The sequence below is a fragment of the Nitrospira sp. genome (assembly GCA_029194665.1).
In the GTDB taxonomy this organism is placed as follows: Bacteria; Nitrospirota; Nitrospiria; order Nitrospirales; family Nitrospiraceae; genus Nitrospira_D.
The window spans coordinates 110083-129785 of the sequence record JARFXO010000005.1 but is presented as its reverse complement, the minus strand read 5'-3'; the positions used below and the strand labels follow the sequence as shown (position 1 = coordinate 129785).

The window sequence follows — 19703 nt, the reverse complement described above, 5'->3', positions numbered from 1 at the left end:
GATTGTTTGGTACCACAAATCTTATCGCGGATACAATGGACCAGATGGTGAAGGACAGGAACAATAACAGACCTGTGGGCGGAACGAATTTCCCTAGCGGGTCACGGAAGGATCTCGCAGATAGTGCGCCGGTTCCATGGTCTCGGCTGACCAAACGAGGATTTTTCGGTTGAGGGTGGCCACGATCAAATATTTTCCGTCGCTCGTCCAATGGAGATGATACGGAGTTTTGACATGGAACGCCTTTCGTTTTTCCTGTACTGAGAGGTCCCAGATTGAAATATGTTCTCCAACTCTGGTAGCAGCCCATCGATGCAATGGGTCGACAGCCATTGTTGCCCCTAACGCCACGGCCGGCCCATCATCAATTTCTGTATCCCGCTGAGTGAAGGTATCCAAACGTGCCAGGACTCTATTCCTCTTCGTATCCCAAACAGCAAGGGTCAAGGCTTGGAGATCACGGGAACGAGTCGTCGTCCAGACAAAGGGCCGTTTCCATCCCAGACCGGACCAGGTCTCTGGCAGCCCAGCGAGCTTCTCAACCATGCGCCAGGTCGTGACATCCCAGACCACACGGCCCGTACGCGAGATGGTCACCAGGAAAGGGCTTCCGTCCAGGAGGCTCAGCGCCTCAACCACCTCTCCCTGCGCAGCTCGTGTCGTGACACATCCCTTTGCATCGCACACCTGGGAGGAGCTGGTATGCACGAGCTCTCTGACGGCCGATTGGGTGACAATATCAACGACGAAGACTTTTGGTAGTCCGGTCGCCACGACCAGAAATCGATTGCCTGGAAGAAATTGCAGCGCGTTGATTCGACCTTGCCCGCTTGAATAGGGCAAGAACTCACGCCAGGTCTTAGTTTCCCACAGACGTACGTCTCCTTTCATGGTACCAGCCGCCAGGATTGCGCCGTCGGCGCTGAACGCCAGCGCATGTGCCGCAGCAGACAATGCCAGTTGACGCAAGAGGGTCCCCTGCCCCGGGTCCCATATTTTCAGCAATCCATCGTCGCCGCTCGTGACGAGCAGATTCGCACTGGGAGACGTCGCCACTGCGCGCAAAGCCCCTGCATGAACGAAAGTCGGCCCTGCAATCGAGGTGGAAGGCGCCAGCGTAATGGGCGTCTGTGGAGTCGCTCGTTTCGCCAATACCTTGGCCTGAGGTTGGCCTGGGTCCAGCACCAATTCCGGAGAACGGGAGTGAACATCCCAAACCGATATCTTTCCATCCACATCGGGGTTGAGGCCTCCCTGCATCCCGACCACGATCTTCGACCCGGTCGGAGACCATTTGAGTAACGAAACGCGGGTGTCCATACCGCGGCAATCATCTCCGCACAGGTCCGGCAACATCGCTCCAGTTTGTAGATCCCAGATCTGTAACGTGTGGAGATGCTCCGGTTGCCCGACCAAGAGATCTGCATCGGCAGCAATGTCGACGGCACGAAGCTGTGTCGGTGAGCGCATCCCGCGCCCTGGAACTGCATTGGTAAGCTCGGTCAAAGCCACCAATTCACCCGTATCAGTATTGAAAAGCGCATAGCTCCATTCTCCGTTGGCTGCCACCAAACGATGACCGTCTCGCGAAAAGCTCTCTGGAGTGAGAGGGCCTGCCGTCCCTTCAGCACTCGTCAATGTTGCGCGCGTGGCTATTGACGCATCCACCGGATCGATCAGGAGAATCATGTTGCCCACGCTCGCCGCCAAACGAGAACTTTCGGGTGCAAAGAGGAGATCACGCGGTTTACCGTCTGCAATGGCCACCTCACGAATGGTTGTCCCACTGAGGTCGTGCAGGTGAATGGTGTGGCCCTGGGCAATCGCCACCAGCTTCGTATCGGGCGAGGCGGCCACGGAAGAGATCTCGGCCTTCCCCTCCAGCGCAATATGCTTGAGGGGCACGAGCTTTTTCCCCAGCTGCCAGACGGACACGGCCTCATTCCCGTGGCGGAGAATCATCCGATCGGTCTCTTTCGAATAGGCCAGCAGGCTATCGGGCTGCTGCGATTCCGGCGGAATGGTGGCCACTGAGACTCGGTTCTTCCAATCGTAGATGGTGACGCTGTGCTCCACACAGAGCAGCCATCCCTCCTGTTTCAGCAACGCGATCTGCTGACAGTGCAGGCCTGGAATCTTCGCCACAAGCATTTTCGTCTCTAGATCCCAGATAACCAGTTCATCCGTTTGGACCAGGAAGAGCCGCCCATCCTCAGAGAATGCAGTAGGAGTTTTGTCGAAGTAACCAGCCGCATCCTGAATCGATGAGACGGCAAGGAAGGAGACGGCCACAAAGATGATCCTCACCATCTGCTTATACGGTTTCCAACTATTCATGGCCTTCGCTTCATTCAGCCGATTGATGGCGTGCCCGAGGTGCAACGGTCGCGCGCTCCTTGACCCTACGTTTAGAATGTGAGACAGAAACGTCTTTCATCTTTGGCGCAGCTTCTGAGCTGCCCGGAGTTGCCGGCAAGACATCGCCGAAGTGCTCAACACCCCGCTCATCCTTCCACTGCCGAACGGGAGCCTTGGCATTCATCTGCGTACTGTCGAAGACTTGCCATGAACTCGTCAGCGTTGCCCGGTTCGGACTCAAACCCTGCATGGGCTGTTGAACAAGGACCTCTTCGGTTGAGGGAGAAGGGCTTGAAGAGCCAGGCACAGGATGGATTTGAGCTTGGGCTCGTTCAGCCAAGGTCGGCCGAACTGCGGCCTTCTTCGGTGATGCGGATCGAGGAACCGGCGCCACAGTGGTCGCCGACTTCCTTTGTGCCGAAGCGGGCGGCATATCGGTGATATGGAGATTCCCTTGATCATCGGTCCATTTATAGAGGTCTGCGAATCCGATAACCGGCCAGAACAGAAGACCGCTCATGAGGCCCAGGATGAAAGCTTTCATATTGTGAGATGCCCTCAGTATCCAAATGATGTTGTAATTGCCAAAAGTATAGCAGGCGGTCGCGTTTATGCCTGGGCGTACCCTGGCATCCGTGCATAGCCGGCACTCGATCGAAACCAGAAAAGAAGCCCGGGATTGGAGTGGGAGTTGGATCGGACGTTAAGGTGGGAGGAGCACGCACCTAACCGAGGATGATCAGGTACGGCGGAGATCTTGGGAGGACTTTAGGCTTCCCAGTACAAGCTGGGCCTGCACACCATCCTCACGCTCGATCTCCTGTTGAACCATATTCCCTCGGGGCGTTAACTCCTCCCACCTATGTACGATAGGCCTCAGCTGCGAATCAGTCAAGAAAACTAATGTGTCGCTCCTCATTCGATTGACGAAAATCCGGCGATATCCCTCTTGACGTTTGAAGCCGTAACGTGCAGGGTGTTCACCCTCTCTACAATTTTTGAAAGATGGGCAATGGCTCAGGCACTCACGAGTCATGAGGTACAACGGACATGGTCGGCACTCATACAAGATACTCGCACAGCCGTGCTGCTCACGATGCGGAATGGACGGCCTTTTGGATCGCACGTCCCATACGTATTTGGAAAGGACTGGACTCGGGTGTATCTGCACCTCAGCCGATTGGCGCTTCATACGCAGCATCTGCTGGCGGATCCCCATGTGTCGCTGTTTATCGCCGAAACGGACGGGCCTGGCAAAAATCCTTTTGAGTTGAGGCGACTGAATCTGCAAGGTGAGGCCGTGCTATTGCCACCCGATGCACCGTCGTATCGCGATATCAAGGAGCGATATTTGTTGCGGTTTCCTCAAGCCGAGATGATGTTCGGCTTTGGTGATTTTGCTCTTTGGGAATTGCGGTTGGAAGACGCGCACTTTGTGCTCGGCTTCGGCCAATCCTTTGTTTCCGGCATTGCAACTCCCTCAACGTGGGTTCATCAAAAAGTGGAACGGCCCACTGCAAGGACGGACTGATCTTCGGAAGAGCAGCGCTGCTACTGCACACCGCTCAATCTACCGTCAAACAGCATACAAGAACCCCTGCAGATATGTAACGCGCGGGCCTATTTCAGAGAGAGACTGCGATGATTTGTTTGTCGGTTTTGTCCGCTCGAACGGCACAACTTGTCATCATTATGATGTGTGTGTCGGCTATGTGCTTCTCCACATCCTGTGATGCAACGAACCAGAACGCGACAACGACGGATACCTTCGAATCCCCTATGAAATCCCCGTCACCACGATTCATCCCGTCCGAACTGTTGGTCAAGTTCAAGGACGGGATTTCACGGGAAAGGATCGCGTCCATCCTCAAGGATAACAGGATCGACGTGATCGCTGAAATTCAACCTGGACGCCTCTATCACGTCAGGATCTTGGACGATCGGTCGGTTGAATCTGCGATTAACCAGCTCTCTTCATATCAGGAGGTCGAGTATGCGGAACCCAATTATCGGTACAAATCGCAGAAGTAGGGTGATGAGAATGACCCGCTATTGCGGCGGGGCGATCCTAGGAATAGCAACATTCGGCGTTGCATTGTCGGGACTCATGCCGGAAGCTCGCTTGGTTCATGCGGAGCAGAAACAGGCATCCAGCGGAATGACCTTGTTATCAGGGGAAGCACGTCACCCGGCGCAATATGTACCAGGAGAGGTGCTCGTCAAATTCAGGGACGACACGTCCTCGTCGGCCATCGCGTCTCTGAATGCGAGTGTGAGCACCCATGAACTCAGCGCGTTATCTGTGACGGGCAAGACGATTCACCGGTACAAATTGGCAGGTGCCTTATCAGTCAACGATGCGGTCCAGAAGTACCGAAGTAATCCCGCTGTTGAATATGCCGAACCAAATTATCTCTACTGGCCAAAGGCCATTCCCAACGATGCCCAGTTCGGCACGTTATGGGGCCTCCATAACACCGGTCAAGCTGTGAACGGAACAGCAGGAACGGCAGATGCCGACATCGATGCGCCGGAGGCCTGGGATATCAGCACGGGGAGCCCAAACGTGATTATCGCAGTCATCGATTCAGGCATTGCCTACGACCATCCAGATCTGGCCCCGAACATCTGGACGAATCCGGGAGAAATCCCGGCGAATGGAGTCGATGACGATGGAAACGGCCTGGTAGACGATGTGCATGGATGGGATTTCTCCATGAACGACAGCGACCCGATGGACCCTGTTGCCCTGACCCCACGGCACGACGAGCTCCAACCAGCTGTCAACCCCGGTCATGGGACTCACGTTGCCGGGACCATCGCTGCGAGAGGGAACAATGCCACCGGCGTGACGGGCGTCATGTGGACCGCCGGACTGATGGCCCTGAAAGCAGGGGGAGTGGGTGGTCTACCCTCGTCAGCCATTCTCAGCTCGGTCCACTATGCTGTCGCCAGAGGGGCACGTGTCATCAACGCGAGTTTCAGCGGGCCTTGTAGTCTTGCTCAATATGATGCGGTGAGTGCTGCGCATGCAGCAGGGGTGCTTGTTGTTGCAGCGGCAGGAAATGAGAAATCGGATAACGACAACGTCCCGAGTTTCCCCGCAAATTTCAGTGCTCCGTCGGTATGTGAAGGGCAACAGAAGGCTGCCCTCGAGAATGTGATCGCCGTGGCCGCGACGGATCAGAATGATGAGCTGGCGAGCTTTTCTAATTTCGGGTCCACCACGGTTCAGGTGGCGGCGCCAGGAGTCAGGATCAACAGCACAAAGCCCACATCAAACGTCACGAATGTGCTGTTCCATACCTTTGATTCAGATCCGACCAGCCTCGGGTATGTCACCGGGGGGACCAACAATACGTGGGGCTTCACGAGTGCCGCCTCATTCAGCCCTCCGAATAGTATGACGGACAGCCCCGGGGCCGACTATCGAGACAACACCGATTCTTTCGCAATGGGGCCTGTGTTCAGTACGGCAGGACAACGGGGCTGTCGGTTTGACGGTCGTGTGAACCTATCGACCGAGGCAGTAGTTGAGGGAATGTTTGATGGATTTGATGGAATGGTGACGGAGTCATCCGGCGATAGTGGAAACAATTGGGTTCTCGGAGGAGCGTTCAGTGGCTCGTCAGCTGGACAATTCGTTCCACTGACCTTTGGCGACATCCCAGATGGTAAAGCCAACAGCGCAAGATTCCGATTTCGGTTCATGACGGATGAGAGCGTCGTCTCGGACGGAGTCTACTTGGACAATGTCCGTGTCGCCTGCGTCGCTGGTTCTCCTTCCGGCTCGACAGATTATCAATTTCTCCAGGGCACTTCGATGGCCGCTCCGCATGTGGCGGGACTCGCCGGCTTGTTGCTCTCGGTCAATCCCAATCTCACCGTATCTGAAGTCAGGAACGCAATCCTCAACACAGTGGATCGGAAGGCTTCTTTGAATGGAAAGGTGTCGACCGGCGGGCGAATCAACGCTCGGGCCGCGTTGGCCAGTGTTGTGGCAAACTTCACGGTCACGGTCAGCAAGGCAGGCGCGGGAACCGGCACGGTGACATCCAGCCCATCCGGAATCGACTGTGGAGCGAGGTGCAATCGACAATTTCCCCAGGGCAGTACTGTGAACCTTACTGCAGTAGCCGATGCTGGGTCTGTCTTCGCAGGGTGGAGTGGAGATTGTAGTGGATCTAATCCCTGCTCGCTCACCCAAAACGCAACTGTAACCGCAACGTTCAATGCCGCGCCAGCCTCGCCGGTTTCTGGTGAGAACGGCGGAGGCTGCACTCTCGCGCCCGGCACAACCGGAGATATGTTGCTACCTACCATGCTGCTCATGTCTCTCGTTGTCTTGTTGTGGAGGGTAAGACGCCGTTGAGACTGAGTTTCTGAACGAGTGGAGTGCGGTCACAGCTGATCGTCAGCAGCCATTTGCTCAAAAGAACTTGGAAACCTATGACGTAAGAATCACTCAGACATCGCGCTGCTTGTCGACGGGACGGTAAAGACTTCGTTGAGATCGCTGAAGGAACCGCCGGGAGTCGGTCCACCGCTGATCACATAGATATGCCCTTGCACCACCGCCGATCCGAGACCGTGACGGGCTGTCGGCATCGGTGCCATACGCTGCCAGGTATCACGCGTCGGATCATATGCTTCATTCTCTTGGAATGTTCCCACTGCCCCTTCGCCGCCGAATACGTAGATCTTCTCTCTGGCTACAGCAGCAGCGATGCCGCTGCGCGCAGTCGGGAGATCCGAGACTCGCATCCAGCGGTCGGTAGCAGGATCGTACCGTTCCACGAGGGCCAGATTCTGAGCATAGTCCCCATTCACACGTCCACCGATCGCATAAATCTTTCCAGCCACAGCTGCAGAGGCGAGATGATCGCGAGGGGTCGGGAGAGAAGCCCGTGTTGTCCAGGTGTTGAGGAGGGGATCGTAGACTTCGACCTGGGGGTTATTGGCTTTCCGATCATACCCGCCGATGGCGTAGAGCTTTCCCTCATGTTCGGTCACAGCCAATGCACCGCGTGCCGTCGGCATCGAGGCACGCTCGGTCCAACGGTCCGTAGCCGGATCATAGGCATAGACCGTCGCCACCGGATTCCAGACGGTGAAGCCGGACTTCGTGTATCCGCCGATGACGTATAATCGGCTGTCTACGACGGCGATCCCGACATGATGCAAACCGACCGGCAGAGGCGCTTTCAAGGCCCATCGGTCAGTCGCGGGATCATAGACTTCGACCGACGGCGTGATCCCGAAATTCAACAGATTGCCGAAGCTCGGCTTTTCAAATCCGCCGACGACGTAGATTTTTCCATCCAATGCCGCAGCAGCTGCCTCCGTTCGCTTCGTCGGTATCGGTGCGGCGGCATGCCAGGTTCCCAGATCTGATTCGGGCTGCGCCGATTCGCTGGATCCCGGTACGGCGATCAGGAAGAACCCCATCAGGATCGGCATCGCGAATCTTACGAAGAGCCAGGCATACCAGACCGACGATTTCCTGAGATGCGACATGCCCTCATTCTATACCGCTTTCACGTCCTGCAACAGGATCAGTCGATACCGCTGCGTTGACTCATCTCTTATCGTTTGTTACTCTCCGCGCTGGCTGACGAGTCCTGAGGAAAGCGGACCATATGAACATCGCCGAATATCTCGAACACAAGCGGGTTCAGGTCGATCGTTTCTTGGATCAGGCGGCTCCGCCGGCTGTCGTACCGCCGACGACGCTACATGATGGTCTGCGCTATAGCCTGATGGCGGGTGGGAAACGGATTCGTCCGATCCTTACGATCGCCGCGGCGGAAGCGATTGGAGCCACGGCCCCTGGCCTCATGCCGGTCGCTTGCTCATTGGAACTCATCCATACCTATTCGCTGATCCACGACGATCTCCCGTCGATGGACAACGACGACTTTCGCCGTGGCAAACCGACGAACCACAAAGTGTATGGCGAAGCGATGGCGATTCTCGCCGGTGATGCGCTGTTGACGATGGCCTTCGACCTGATCAGTAGGCCGGATCTCATGAAGGGCTGCGATCCGGTCAGGCAAGTCCGCATCATTCAAGAATTAGCCTCCGGTTCCGGTAGTATGGGCATGGTGGGTGGCCAGGTCTTCGACATCCAGGCCGAAAACCAGGATATCGACCTCTCCACCCTTCAGAACATTCACAAGCACAAGACCGGCATGCTGATTCGCGCGGCAGTCCGCATGGGGGCCATTGCCGCCGGGGCAACCGATCGCCAACTCGACGACCTGACCGGCTATGCCGAAGACATCGGTCTGGCCTTTCAGATTGCCGACGACGTGCTGAATGTGATCGGCACGAGGGAAGAGCTTGGTAAAAATCCGAACACCGACGCCGAACGAGGGAAGAAAACCTATCCGACGTTCTACGGCGTAGACGGAGCCAGGAAACTGGCCGATGACTGTGTGACGCGCGCCATCACCCGGCTTTCATCATTTGGTCCTCCCGCCGACCCATTGCGAGAAATCGCGCGATATATCACAAGCCGAAAGAACTGATGTCGTTCGTGAAGCCTATCTCGTGAAACGCAAACCCGTACAACCGAGCAGTCATCCTCAGTTCACACGGTTCGCGATTCACGGTTCACGTTTCGCGTCTTCGTCATGAAAGCATTGGTCACAGGCGCGACCGGATTTGTTGGAGCGGCAGTGGCACGGGCCCTCGTGCGAACCGGCATCGACGTTCGCGTGTTAGCGCGAGTGGATTCTGACTTGCAGAACCTTGACGGTCTTCCGGTTGAACGAGTCGCAGGGGACCTCCGCGATCCTGCATCCCTGCGTAAAGCCCTCACCGGCTGCCGCCACCTCTACCACGTTGCAGCGCATTATGCCCTATGGGCCAAAGATCCCTCGATTTTCTACGACATCAACGTAGCCGGCACCAGAAATCTGCTGGAAGCGGCCCGGGACGTCGGTGTGGAACGCACGGTCTATTGCAGCACCATCGGCGCGATCGGCCTACCGCCGGGCGGAGGGCTTGGAACAGAGAACACACCGGTGTCGCTCGAACAGATGGCCGGCCACTATAAACGCTCGAAGTATCTGGCGGAGCAAGAAGTACACAAGCTGGCGAAAGCTGGATTGCCGGTCGTCATCGTGAATCCCAGTGCGCCGGTGGGGGAAGGCGATGTAAAGCCGACGCCCACGGGCCGGGTCATTGTCGATTTCATGAAGGGTCGCATGCCCGCCTACATGGAAACCGGCATGAACATCATCGATGTCGATGATGTAGCCACCGGCCATGTGCTCGCCATGGAGAAGGGCCGACTGGGTGAACGGTATATTCTTGGCTCGAAAAATCTATTGCTTCGTGAAGTGTTTGAGATTCTCAGCAAGCTGACCGGCCTCAAGGCCCCGGCCCTGAAATTACCGAGAGCCGTCGTCCTCCCGCTCGCCTACCTCAATCATTGGTTGGCCAACCTGACAGGCCGGCCGCCACGCATCCCGCTGGAAGGGGTGAAGATGGCCAAGTATAAGATGCACTACGATTGCAGCAAGGCGGTCCGCGAACTCGGCCTACCGCAAAATCCCCCCGAAGTGGCGCTGGAGAAAGCCGTGCGGTGGTTTCGTGACCATAAGTACGCATGAGGAAATTCTGGATCCGGTTGTGAACCATGAGCGCTTAGCGCTTCTGAAAGCTTACAACTCAACGCTTGATGGAAGTCTTCGATCTCTTTATTAAGACCATCCTCCTCCGCCCCTATGTCTTTCTTTTCCTTGCCGCATTTCTCTTTTCCTCCATCCAATTGATCGGCTGGCCGCGCACCTGGTGCTTCTGGCTGATCAGCTGGGCGACGGCATTTGTCTGTGAGTTTTCTTCAACCCGAACCGGCCTCCCATTCGGCTGGTACTTCTACAACGGCTCGACGGTGGGCCAGGAGCTCTATTTCTCAAACGTTCCGTTCATGGATTCCATTTCATTCAGTTTTCTCCTCTTCGCGTCCTACTGCGTGGCGATTGGACTCCTGCTGCCGTTTGAATCCTCTCCGAGCGTCGCGGCTACACCTCGTAAACGGTTGCGCTTCGACGTGGAGACCCGCACGAGTTGGGCTGTTTACGTTCTGACCGCCTTCTTGTTCGCCTTCATCGACATGGTGATCGATCCCGCCGCCCTGCGTGGCGACCGTTGGTTCTTGGGCAAGATCTACTACTATCCTGACCCAGGCTGGCATTTCGGTGTTCCAATAGCGAATTATATCGGTTGGGCCGTCGTCGGACTGATTTCGCTGGCCATCTATTTCCCGCTGGACAGGCGGCTGCCTGCCTTACCGCCGGCCCAACCGATTACGCAGAAGCTCTTACTCGGTATCGGTCTTTACTATGGGGTTTTGGCATTCAACCTCGGCGTGACGTTCTGGATCGGTGAATCTTTTATGGGCATGAGCGGTCTGCTGATGCATCTGCCTGTCTTGATCAGCTTGATCGTTCGGCTTACTCGGGCCAATTAATGGTTGCCGGTTGCTGAACGGGTGGAATTCAGTTTACGGAGTTGGTAGAGTGACAAGAAAGGTTTTCGCATATGCTTAAAATTTTATTGTCACTACTGGCCATCGTTGGAGTCTTGGCGCTCGGCGGAACGCTCTGGCTGGGATATGGACTGTATGCGAGCGGCTTCAGCGCCAGGGTTGAACCGCATCCGCTTGAAGTGACCATGGTACGACAATTTCGCCGTTTTGCCATTCCAAAGGCGGTCGGCAACTTGCCCAATCCTGTTCCCATGAGTCCAGCCGTGTTGCTTGAAGGGCTTGATCATTTTGCCGACCATTGCGCCGCTTGCCATGCCAATGACGGCAGCGGTGAGACACAGATCGGTAAAGACGTGTATCCAAGAGTACCGGACCTGCGCCGCGAAGAGATTCAATCGATGTCCGACGGTGAACTGTTCTATATCATTCGCAACGGCATCCGCTTCACCGCGATGCCAGCCTGGGCGGAAGGCGACATCAATAAGGATAAAGGAAGCTGGAAGTTGGTGCATTTCATACGGCATCTGCCTCACCTGACCCATGAGGAACTGGAGCGTATGGAGTCGTTGAACCCCAAACCTCCCCACGAAGGCACCGAGCACCACCATCACTAGTCGTCGACATGTTAAAGAACCATGACGACCTCGTAAGAAGTTGCTTGATCCTGCTGGTAGCCTGTGTGTTGCCTACCATCGTCCTGGCCGGCGACAGCGATCTTCATGTCCTCGGCATTGTGACGGCCATCGATGCGACGCACGTCGAGGTCAAAACCGCCAAGGGACCAATCGTCTCAGTCCTGCTCAGCAAGCAGGTGAAATTCAAGAACAAAAACGACCCTAAATCGAGCGAACCACCAGGCGTGGACGACCGCGTCATCATTGAGGCGACGAAAGACGAGAAGACCAAGAAGCTGTCCGCAACAGTGGTTCATTATTCACCCATAAAGCCTGCTTCACCACCTCGGTAGCCGATGCCGACGATTCGCTTCGAGAGAGCCGTACGCGAGTCGCCGTTCCACGGAGGAACGCGTCAGGCTTTCATGCGCGTCCTCATCACGGGAATTGCGGTATTCTTGGCGATCTCAATTGTCCCCGGCTTGGATGCAGACGGCCTGATGTCCGGCATCGCAGCGGTCTTGGTCCTTACCTTCCTCAACGTGATCCTTCGGCCTATCCTCTTTCTACTTACCCTGCCCTTGATCGTGTTTACGCTCGGACTGTTCCTCGTGGTCTTGAACGCGCTGCTGTTGGAATTCACGGCGTTCCTGGTGAAAGGGTTCACCGTTTCAGGATTCTGGCCCGCCGTCGGTGGCGCGCTGATCATCAGCCTCGTCACGACCGTCCTCAACAGCTGGACCGTCGACCGCCGCACTCTCACGGAACTTCCCGACGAACCACGTCGTCCTCCAAGAATCATCAATCCGGATTGAAGCATCTAACTGGCTGCGGAGAAGCCCTCCGTTCCTCCTTCGAGAGCCTCAGGACGAACGGAGCGATCATTTACTCCGGTGCTGAGACTGTAGCTATTCCCCGATGTTCCGGCTACAATGCAAACACTCACGCGTGATCCTATGACGAGTTCGATTCCTCAAATCAAACCTGCCCCTGAGACGCACCTTCAACGGACGTTGAATTCCGCGCTGAACGACATCGGGACAGATTCGGCGTTGGCGGCCATCTTCCATCAAGAAAACGGGCCACTCGTTGAACATGCCTCGCGTGGGTTCACGCCGAGAGATGTCCAAGCCATTCTCCGTACCCTCTCGACGCAACGCGCCGCGGCCCTGACCCCGTCTGTCCAAGATCATGATGGTGGGCATGCCATCCGCCTGCGGTTGATCACGCCCGGGGCAAAATCCCTGCTGGCCGTCCCGCTTCGCCACTTCAATAATGTCTACGGTTGCCTGGTCATCGGACGGAAAGAGGCCGCAGCCTTCTCCAAGAAAGACAAATTCCACCTGGAGCAGATGTGCGACGACATGACCAAGGCGCTGGACCGCGAAGGACTCTTCAATAGCAACGTGGTGTTGAGTCGTTCGTACGTCACTCAGGAAGCGGGTTCTCCTCAGCAAACCGGAGCGGACCTGTTTCCTCCCATGACTAAGCATTTTTCACCTGAGCTTCAAGAAAGGATCGAGGCGGTCTTGGCCGAGGCTCACGAATACGTGACCTATGACCGAGCCTGGGCTTGTTACTATGATCCACTGGCCGGAAATGTCGAGGTATTGGGAATCGCCGGCGACGTGAAGGCAGACCCAAAGGACGCCAAGAAAGAGCTAAAACCAGGGCAGCGCCTGACGCTCGACGGTTCGGCGGCTGGATGGGCCGTCCGCCATCGCAAGCCTCGCGTGGATCACGATCTGGCTTCTACCCAGGGCCGCTTTCTTGATCATAAACATCTCTTCAAGGACCTGTTTCAGTCGTCGCTCGTCGTTCCCTTCTTCGTCAAAGGCCAGGTCGGCGGGACGCTGACACTGGGGTCGAAAGACCCACAACGGTATCAGACCACCGATGCCAGGACGCTGGAGCCCATTATCCTAAAACTCTCGGAGGTCTTACAGGCACCTGCGCCGCAAGCTGCCGCTCCTTCTCCGGCGACCGACGTCGGAACATCCGGCCTCCAACTGCCTGTGGCCGTCCCCTCCGAACCCATCATTCGGAAACAAGAACGGCAGGCCGCGATCGGCGAGTTCAGTGCCTTTTTGGCGACCGAAATCCGTGAACCCCTCGCGTCCATTCGATCGCAACTCGAAGAAGTAACCGGTGAAGGAATCCTCGACTTCGACCCTCAGACACGCGTCGAGAATGCGATGCGCGACTTGATCCGCATCGAAGCGATTCTGAACGAGATCCTCGACTACGCGAAGCCGCTGGAACTCAGTCGTCATTTATGCCGTATTCCGGAGGTGCTCGAGAGCGCCCTCGTGGTGGTCGGAACCGATCTGGAAGCGACCCGTATCCAAGTCACCAAAGACTACGCCAATGTCATCGCGCCTGTGCGCGGCGATGAGTCCAAGCTCCAACAGGCGTTCTTGAGCATATTCCGGAACGCCTGCGAAGCCATGTCCCCCGGCGGCCATCTCCATATCCATGTCACCCAACATCGTGCCGGACGAGGGCTCGAGGTTCAGATTCTCATTCAGAATGACGGAGTCCCCATCCCGGCTGAAATCGTCGACAAGGTCTTCGAGCCCTTTTTCACCACCAAGCGCTCGGGGACCGGACTGGGCCTCTCCAGTGTCAAAAAGATCGTCGAGGAGCACGGGGGAACCATTGCGATCGGCAGCGCCCCCGGTGAAGGCACGACCGTCACCATTCGTCTCCATGGTGTGAGTCGCGGACCGACGTTTCGGCATCGGGGCCGGGGGCGGCGCCACCCACGACGACCGAACTAGCGAGCGCGATACGCGCAAAGTGCGCGACAGGCGCGACGCGAGCAGCTGAAGCCTCTGGCCAGTCCCGCTGTTCTCGCAAATCCCGCAAGTCTCGCGCCACCGCCTGCCCGTTTGACAGGAGGGTCCTCCCTCGCTATGATTCAGGCCTCGGATCTAGTCTACGAATGGAATGCTTTGAACGCATGATCGTCATCCATCGTCATAGCTCGAAGGGAGAATGGGTATGAAACTTCTTACCGGTGCAGTCGCGACAATCTCCTCGATCCTACTTGCATGTTCGGTGGCCTCGGCCAATCCGGCACTGCTGCCCAAACATGACGGCTACCCCATGAAGAACGATGGCAGTCCCGTGAACGGCCAAGCGACGGCGAACGATCCCGGCCAAACGGACGCGCGCGGAGCGTCCACGCTGTTGAAATCGGCGGACTCCGTCCAGAACGCCGAACAGAAACTGGTCAAGACCGACAATGCGAGAATCACGGGAGAGCAGGGTGCCGGAAGGCTTCCAAACGTTGACGGGCCTCAGGTCCAAATTGCTCCGCCGGTAACCTCCGCAACCAAGATCACCGGCGATCGCCAAATCGACTAGCCTCTCCCATCATGACGCGGGGGAAATCTTTCCAGGGTTTCCCCCGATCTGACGGCCTGTTCCTTTGCCCATCCAACAAGGGGCATCTTTCTGCCATCCTCGCACAAACGAAACCGCCAGGGTTTTTTCGCCCATATCCCTGCATACGCAACACCGATTCTCGGGAACGTGCCGACCTGCTTGTTGGGAATCCGTACGCCTCGATCTTCGAACCAGAGGGATCGTCCATGGGTCATGTCGAGTCGATTCAATGACCGATCGATCTCCAATGCACGACAGAGCTTTCCTGGCCCGTCGATCAACTCACCTTCGACTTCGATCGCTCGAATGAGCACCGCTGCGGGAAACTCCGTCCGCTCTGTCACCACATTCAACATGTGGTACATCCCGTAAATGAGGTAGACATATGACATTCCTGGGGGACCGAACAGCACCTCCGTCCTTGCGGTCCTACCTTTCGAGGCATGGCACGCCTTGTCCTCGGGACCGACATAGGCTTCCACCTCGATGACTTTTCCTGCGACCGTCCCCTTCCCGTTCTCACGCACCAGGTACTTGCCGATCAGTGACCGAGCCACCGTCAGGGTGGAACGATTGAAAAAGGCACGAGAGAGAGTCTTTGGCTTCACCATGCTCAGTGAGTGCTGGATGGCAACTGCTGGGATTGCAAACTTACAATTCAGCTATTGTCCACTGAGCATAAACCATTCGGCGGGTCAAAAGTACCATGCCAGCCCTCCCATCACCGTCCGCGGATTCCCCGGCACGAAATGAATGTCCATCACCCCGGCCGGCTCGTTCTTCAGTCTTGATTCAAACGCAAAGATCGCTTGTTCCCAGTGGGTATCGAACAGATTCTGTATGAAATAAAATGCTTCCAATCGGCCATGGGGCAACCGGATCGGCAACCGATAGCGCTGTGTCCAATCGAAGACGATCCACGAGGGCGATTTGATGCTCTGATCTTCGATGAGCGGCCTGACTCCGAGATACGTAGCCTGGAACTGGGACGTCAGCCCTGGCGGCCATGTCAGGATTGCGGCCCCATAGGCAGTGTATTCCGGCGCCAGAGGAATCGCGTCCCCGTTACGGAACTTGGCGTCGGTCCAGGTGAAGCTCCCATTGACATACAGCGGGCCCCAGACTTGGCCGCGCGCGGCGACTTCAAAGCCCTGTCGTCGACTCGGCCCGCGAATTTCGGTTGTCCCCTCATCCCCGACAAACACGAGTTCGGACTGGAGGTCGATTCGCCAAGCCGTGGCGGTCAATTCGAGTCCCTCTGGTCCCCAAGGCTTGGATCGGACGCCGACCTCATAGTTCACTGAACGAGCAAGCGGTGAACTCCCCACCTGTACGGCGGATCGCGCATCGTTACTGTGAAACCCTTCTCCATAGTTGACGAAGAATTCCGTCTTCACCCATGGCCCGAGAATCATGTTCATTTTCGGAAGGAGTATGCCCGAGCTTGTGTTTCCACCCGGTTGCTCCGCACAAGCGGCACAGAGGTTCTTTACATCGAAGGTAAATATTTCCCAGCGCAACCCGCCCGCCAGCCGCATCCAGGAGATCGGCTGAGCCTCGGCCTTGACGAACGGCGCATAGGACACCTCAAAGACGTCGCTGTCCGTCGTAATGCCGGTCGGGGTCCTCTTCGTTTGCGTGCCCAACTTGGTGTGGATGTCATCCAATCTCGTTTGAAATCCGACCGTCCCGATGACTGGGATTCCCAGAATCTCTCCTCGTTGTTTGTAGCCGAGGTCGCCGCCATAGATGCCACGGCGATCGTATTGCGCAATCCCGTCGCCGTTAACGGGATCGTTGAGAAAGAACGTAAAATTCGTAAAGAGATCCAGCCGGTAATACTGCCCGTAGGCGTTGGCAAAGAATTGCCCGCCCGTCGTCGTGTCGTAATGGTAGTTCAATCGGACCGTGCTCCTGAGCGTGTTGCCGCCCTCGGAAGGATCGATGGAGCCGAACCGATCGATCAGTCCTGCAAAGACTGCACGCTGAGGAATCTCCCCGGAGGCATTCCACTTCGAATACTGAATCGTCGCCGTCAGGCTGATTTCGTCGCGCCCGGTGAAGTTACTGGTGATTTTCCCGAGCACATTGGTCCGAAAGTAGTTGTTGTCGTTTATGAACGGGCCGTTCGTGTCGTAGATTTCCCCGGCGAATAACGTGCGGATTTTGTCTTTCGTCGGCGAGAACATCAACAGATACCGTTGCGTGTCGAACTCCCCGCCCATCGCTTGCGCGATGCCTTCTCGAACGACTTGTCTAGTCTTGAAATTGATCGCCCCTGCCACATCAAAATCGCCGATCTCCGGGAGATAGGCGCCTTTGGAGACATCGACACCTTCAATGGTTTCAGGAATGATGAAATTCAGGTCGGCATACCCCTGCCCATGCGCGTGTGTCCGGAGGTTGATCGGCATGCCGTCCGTGAAGAAGGCGACATCCGTTCCATGGTCGGCGTCGAATCCGCGGAGAAAATATTGGTCTGCCTTTCCTGCCCCGCCGGAATGCTCAACCGCCACCATACCTGGGATCAAGCGAAGAATTTGAGCCGGTCTGCCTTGAGGCTGCAGCACGATCTCTTTGTCGGGGATGAACTGTTGAGAGGAAGCCGCCACCGGTTTTTCACCGATGACCGCAACTTCCGGCACTTCCAATTCTGGCTCCTCGGGGTCGTGAGCTTGGGCCGTTTCCCAAACACTCAGGACCACGGCGAACGCGAGCACGAACATCATTGCGCGTGTCATGTCCACGATTCCTCATCACGGATTCTGTGGACGGATGAGACGCCCACGACAATCTCTCGACAGCCGACTCATCGACCGGCGTAGACCCTCGTGGTCTCGCAACTCAGAACGAATGGGAATGCCGCTATGCTTGGCAGGTTGCTTGTACGGCAACACGGACGCGTGCGAGGCACTCGTCGATCAACCTATCCATCGTGTGGCCTTCAGTCCCGACGATTTCCACCTGGACTCGATTCAGCGGTAACAACACCTTCTTAGCCTTGGACGCCAGAACCGCAGTCACGATTTCCGGGGTGATCTCCCCCAACATGGTGCCCGGCATCACCACGTTGAGTGTTCCCAGTATCACGTCGGCGGCCCGGACAGTCTCGGCAATCGCTGCGGCTCCTATCACCACACGGGTTGCTCCGGCTTGCTTCATAGCCTCAGCCGCGACCTCGTTCGTCCCTAATCCGATGACGTCATACCTACGACCGATATGCGAAATGAGCCCCGCCACCAGACGACTGCCCATTCCACCACCACGCCCATCGATGACACAGATGTTTTGTTTCAAGATGACACACGGTCCCTTCGCCATGACGATGCCGTCGTACCGTTTTTCCATGGAGGACTCATTAGGCCGCTTCATCGAGCCAGCGTATAGACCAACGGAACGGTGACGGCAATTTGAGCCCGCCCCAATTCCTGATGCAGTTTTAATGGGCTCGCGTCACGCATGGTTTGTATTGCGGCTGCATCCAATTCCTCATGGCCTGAGCTCCTCTGTACCACCACTTCGACCAACTGCCCATCTGCGCGAATCACCGCGCGCAGCAACACCTTGCCCTCCAATCCATTAGCGCGGGCCGTTACCGGATAGCGCTTTAATTCCGCCATCCGCTTGCTGACCGACTCAATCAACCACCCATAGTCGGCGCGGCCTGCCGGCGCTTGTGGTATCGCTCCGGTCACAGGCTGAGGCGGCTCAGGAGAAGCTTGAGACGTCACTGATTCTTTGGGGACAGCGGCCATCTGTACCGATTCTGTCGGCTCAGTGAGCGGCTTGTTGTTGTCCGTGGGCACCTGTCGAACCGATGCGTTGGGATCGACCAGGCTGGGCGGCTCCTCAGGTACCACGGATTGGGCTATAGGATTGGTCACCGGCTCGACGTGCGCCTCCTCACTCTTGATAGCGTCCTTGACCAGGGCCGCATCCATCTGGGCAACAGCTTCTTGATGCTGCTGGACCGCAGGCGGCGTCTCAGCCGGCGACCGCTCCATTACTGAAGCCGTTTCAACGAGCCGCTGCTGTCTTTTTGTGAGACCAGGATTCGATTTCCTGGTCGGCACGACCTGAGCAGTCGTGGTCGCGGTCTGCTTCGGTCGGACCACAGCCTGCGGCGCTGGTTTAGGCAGTCCTTCAGCCTGAGTTCCCGGTTCGACAGACTGCCCTTGGACCATCTCGACCAACGATACGTTCCATTGAAAGAGATCTTGTATCGGCAGCGGTTTCATCTGGAATACCAACAGCATCGCGAGGATCACCACAATTCCATGCAGGGTCACCGATATCGCCCAGGCTTGAACGAACAGCCGATGTTCGAGCGTCCCAATCACCTCATCACCGCCTTAGCCACAGCCTTCACCACTGGACGATATCGACTCGTTGTTTCACAAGCCCGGTTCATCAGCTGAGCCCTTTGCCCGTGGTCGTCGTCGTGAGCTTGCCGTGTTTGACACCCTTCACGCTGACCAACGCGTCGGCCACCTTGCGAATTTCAGAACCTTTACCCTTCACCACCAATACTTCAAGGCAATGGTCATGATCGAGGTGCACATGCATGCCGGACAATATTTGCCCATGGTAGTCATGCTGAATGTCGGTCAACTTGCTTGTCAGGTCCCGCACATGATGGTCATACACGAAGGTGATCGTGCCGACCGTTTCCTTATTCTCATCCCACTCTTGGCCGACCAAGTTGTTCCGAATCAGATCGCGCAGAGCTTCCGATCGGTTGGTGTATTTCCGCCGTTCGATATGACGATCGAATGCATCCAACAGATGGTGGTCGAGCGAGACGCCGAAACGCACTATTTTTTTCACCGACTTCCTCCCGCTTG

General features: G+C 56.6%; 19 protein-coding genes. 11 read left to right on the top strand and 8 right to left on the bottom strand.

Annotated elements, in window-relative coordinates:
• Positions 1 to 93: 93 nt before the first annotated feature.
• Both P0119_16620 and P0119_16615 read right to left on the bottom strand, forming a co-directional pair.
• Entirely contained in the window at positions 94 to 2337 is a 2244-nt protein-coding gene (locus P0119_16620) for a WD40 repeat domain-containing protein (protein ID MDF0667677.1), read from the bottom strand.
• 10 nt (positions 2338 to 2347) lie between these two features.
• The gene (locus tag P0119_16615) at positions 2348 to 2902 is read right to left on the bottom strand and encodes a DUF4124 domain-containing protein (GenBank protein MDF0667676.1); all 555 of its coding nucleotides are present in this window, start codon (positions 2900 to 2902) and stop codon (positions 2348 to 2350) included.
• Between the two features lie 468 nt (positions 2903 to 3370).
• Between P0119_16615 and P0119_16610 the strand changes: the two genes are divergently transcribed.
• The 3 genes from P0119_16610 (at position 3371) to P0119_16600 (ending at position 6730) form a co-directional block, all read left to right on the top strand.
• On the top strand, positions 3371 to 3889 hold the full coding sequence (locus P0119_16610; GenBank protein ID MDF0667675.1) for a pyridoxamine 5'-phosphate oxidase family protein: 519 nt from the start codon (positions 3371 to 3373) through the stop codon (positions 3887 to 3889).
• A gap of 248 nt (positions 3890 to 4137) precedes the next feature.
• Complete coding sequence (locus tag P0119_16605) at positions 4138 to 4389, top strand: hypothetical protein (GenBank protein MDF0667674.1); 252 nt, start codon at positions 4138 to 4140, stop codon at positions 4387 to 4389.
• A gap of 4 nt (positions 4390 to 4393) precedes the next feature.
• Positions 4394 to 6730, top strand: coding sequence for a S8 family serine peptidase (locus P0119_16600; protein MDF0667673.1), 2337 nt, complete (start codon positions 4394 to 4396; stop codon positions 6728 to 6730).
• 89 nt (positions 6731 to 6819) lie between these two features.
• On the opposite strand, the gene P0119_16595 is transcribed toward P0119_16600, so the two are convergent.
• Positions 6820 to 7875: a kelch repeat-containing protein gene (locus tag P0119_16595; GenBank protein MDF0667672.1), complete on the bottom strand. Its 1056-nt coding sequence runs from the start codon at positions 7873 to 7875 to the stop codon at positions 6820 to 6822.
• A gap of 122 nt (positions 7876 to 7997) precedes the next feature.
• On the opposite strand from P0119_16595, the gene P0119_16590 reads away from it, so the two are divergent.
• The 8 genes from P0119_16590 to P0119_16555 all read left to right on the top strand — a co-directional run bounded on the left by P0119_16590 (position 7998) and on the right by P0119_16555 (position 14838).
• Positions 7998 to 8888 (top strand): polyprenyl synthetase family protein, encoded by an 891-nt coding sequence (locus P0119_16590; protein ID MDF0667671.1) that lies wholly within the window; start codon positions 7998 to 8000, stop codon positions 8886 to 8888.
• Between the two features lie 105 nt (positions 8889 to 8993).
• Positions 8994 to 9977, top strand: coding sequence for an NAD-dependent epimerase/dehydratase family protein (locus P0119_16585; GenBank protein MDF0667670.1), 984 nt, complete (start codon positions 8994 to 8996; stop codon positions 9975 to 9977).
• 68 nt (positions 9978 to 10045) lie between these two features.
• Positions 10046 to 10837 carry a carotenoid biosynthesis protein gene (locus tag P0119_16580; protein ID MDF0667669.1) on the top strand — a complete coding sequence of 264 codons (792 nt, stop codon included), beginning with the start codon at positions 10046 to 10048 and terminating at the stop codon, positions 10835 to 10837.
• A gap of 71 nt (positions 10838 to 10908) precedes the next feature.
• A complete protein-coding gene (locus tag P0119_16575; protein ID MDF0667668.1) occupies positions 10909 to 11469 on the top strand; it encodes a c-type cytochrome in 561 nt (186 codons plus the stop codon).
• Between the two features lie 44 nt (positions 11470 to 11513).
• Entirely contained in the window at positions 11514 to 11822 is a 309-nt protein-coding gene (locus P0119_16570) for a hypothetical protein (protein ID MDF0667667.1), read from the top strand.
• Positions 11823 to 11894: 72 nt separating this feature from the next.
• Positions 11895 to 12284: a phage holin family protein gene (locus tag P0119_16565; protein MDF0667666.1), complete on the top strand. Its 390-nt coding sequence runs from the start codon at positions 11895 to 11897 to the stop codon at positions 12282 to 12284.
• A gap of 141 nt (positions 12285 to 12425) precedes the next feature.
• On the top strand, positions 12426 to 14249 hold the full coding sequence (locus P0119_16560) for an ATP-binding protein (protein ID MDF0667665.1): 1824 nt from the start codon (positions 12426 to 12428) through the stop codon (positions 14247 to 14249).
• Positions 14250 to 14472: 223 nt separating this feature from the next.
• Entirely contained in the window at positions 14473 to 14838 is a 366-nt protein-coding gene (locus P0119_16555) for a hypothetical protein (GenBank protein ID MDF0667664.1), read from the top strand.
• Here the strand turns inward: P0119_16555 and P0119_16550 are convergent.
• The 5 genes from P0119_16550 to nikR form a co-directional block, all read right to left on the bottom strand.
• A complete protein-coding gene (locus tag P0119_16550; protein ID MDF0667663.1) occupies positions 14835 to 15470 on the bottom strand; it encodes a DNA-3-methyladenine glycosylase in 636 nt (211 codons plus the stop codon). The genes P0119_16555 and P0119_16550 overlap by 4 nt on opposite strands.
• Positions 15471 to 15554: 84 nt before the next feature.
• A complete protein-coding gene (locus P0119_16545) occupies positions 15555 to 17600 on the bottom strand; it encodes a TonB-dependent receptor plug domain-containing protein (GenBank protein ID MDF0667662.1) in 2046 nt (681 codons plus the stop codon).
• Positions 17601 to 17724: 124 nt separating this feature from the next.
• On the bottom strand, positions 17725 to 18207 hold the full coding sequence (locus P0119_16540) for a DUF3842 family protein (GenBank protein ID MDF0667661.1): 483 nt from the start codon (positions 18205 to 18207) through the stop codon (positions 17725 to 17727).
• 20 nt (positions 18208 to 18227) lie between these two features.
• Entirely contained in the window at positions 18228 to 19199 is a 972-nt protein-coding gene (locus P0119_16535) for a TonB family protein (GenBank protein ID MDF0667660.1), read from the bottom strand.
• A gap of 70 nt (positions 19200 to 19269) precedes the next feature.
• Entirely contained in the window at positions 19270 to 19686 is a 417-nt protein-coding gene (gene nikR, locus P0119_16530) for a nickel-responsive transcriptional regulator NikR (protein ID MDF0667659.1), read from the bottom strand.
• Between the last annotated feature and the right edge of the window lie 17 nt (positions 19687 to 19703).

Coding starts and splice junctions, on each gene's coding strand:
- P0119_16620 (MDF0667677.1), bottom strand. CDS start 2,337: ATGAATAGTTGGAAACCGTATAAGCAGATGGTGAGGATCATCTTTGTG.
- P0119_16615 (MDF0667676.1), bottom strand. CDS start 2,902: ATGAAAGCTTTCATCCTGGGCCTCATGAGCGGTCTTCTGTTCTGGCCG.
- P0119_16610 (MDF0667675.1), top strand. CDS start 3,371: ATGGCTCAGGCACTCACGAGTCATGAGGTACAACGGACATGGTCGGCA.
- P0119_16605 (MDF0667674.1), top strand. CDS start 4,138: ATGAAATCCCCGTCACCACGATTCATCCCGTCCGAACTGTTGGTCAAG.
- P0119_16600 (MDF0667673.1), top strand. CDS start 4,394: ATGAGAATGACCCGCTATTGCGGCGGGGCGATCCTAGGAATAGCAACA.
- P0119_16595 (MDF0667672.1), bottom strand. CDS start 7,875: ATGTCGCATCTCAGGAAATCGTCGGTCTGGTATGCCTGGCTCTTCGTA.
- P0119_16590 (MDF0667671.1), top strand. CDS start 7,998: ATGAACATCGCCGAATATCTCGAACACAAGCGGGTTCAGGTCGATCGT.
- P0119_16585 (MDF0667670.1), top strand. CDS start 8,994: ATGAAAGCATTGGTCACAGGCGCGACCGGATTTGTTGGAGCGGCAGTG.
- P0119_16580 (MDF0667669.1), top strand. CDS start 10,046: ATGGAAGTCTTCGATCTCTTTATTAAGACCATCCTCCTCCGCCCCTAT.
- P0119_16575 (MDF0667668.1), top strand. CDS start 10,909: ATGCTTAAAATTTTATTGTCACTACTGGCCATCGTTGGAGTCTTGGCG.
- P0119_16565 (MDF0667666.1), top strand. CDS start 11,895: ATGCGCGTCCTCATCACGGGAATTGCGGTATTCTTGGCGATCTCAATT.
- P0119_16560 (MDF0667665.1), top strand. CDS start 12,426: ATGACGAGTTCGATTCCTCAAATCAAACCTGCCCCTGAGACGCACCTT.
- P0119_16555 (MDF0667664.1), top strand. CDS start 14,473: ATGAAACTTCTTACCGGTGCAGTCGCGACAATCTCCTCGATCCTACTT.
- P0119_16550 (MDF0667663.1), bottom strand. CDS start 15,470: ATGGTGAAGCCAAAGACTCTCTCTCGTGCCTTTTTCAATCGTTCCACC.
- P0119_16545 (MDF0667662.1), bottom strand. CDS start 17,600: ATGACACGCGCAATGATGTTCGTGCTCGCGTTCGCCGTGGTCCTGAGT.
- P0119_16540 (MDF0667661.1), bottom strand. CDS start 18,207: ATGGAAAAACGGTACGACGGCATCGTCATGGCGAAGGGACCGTGTGTC.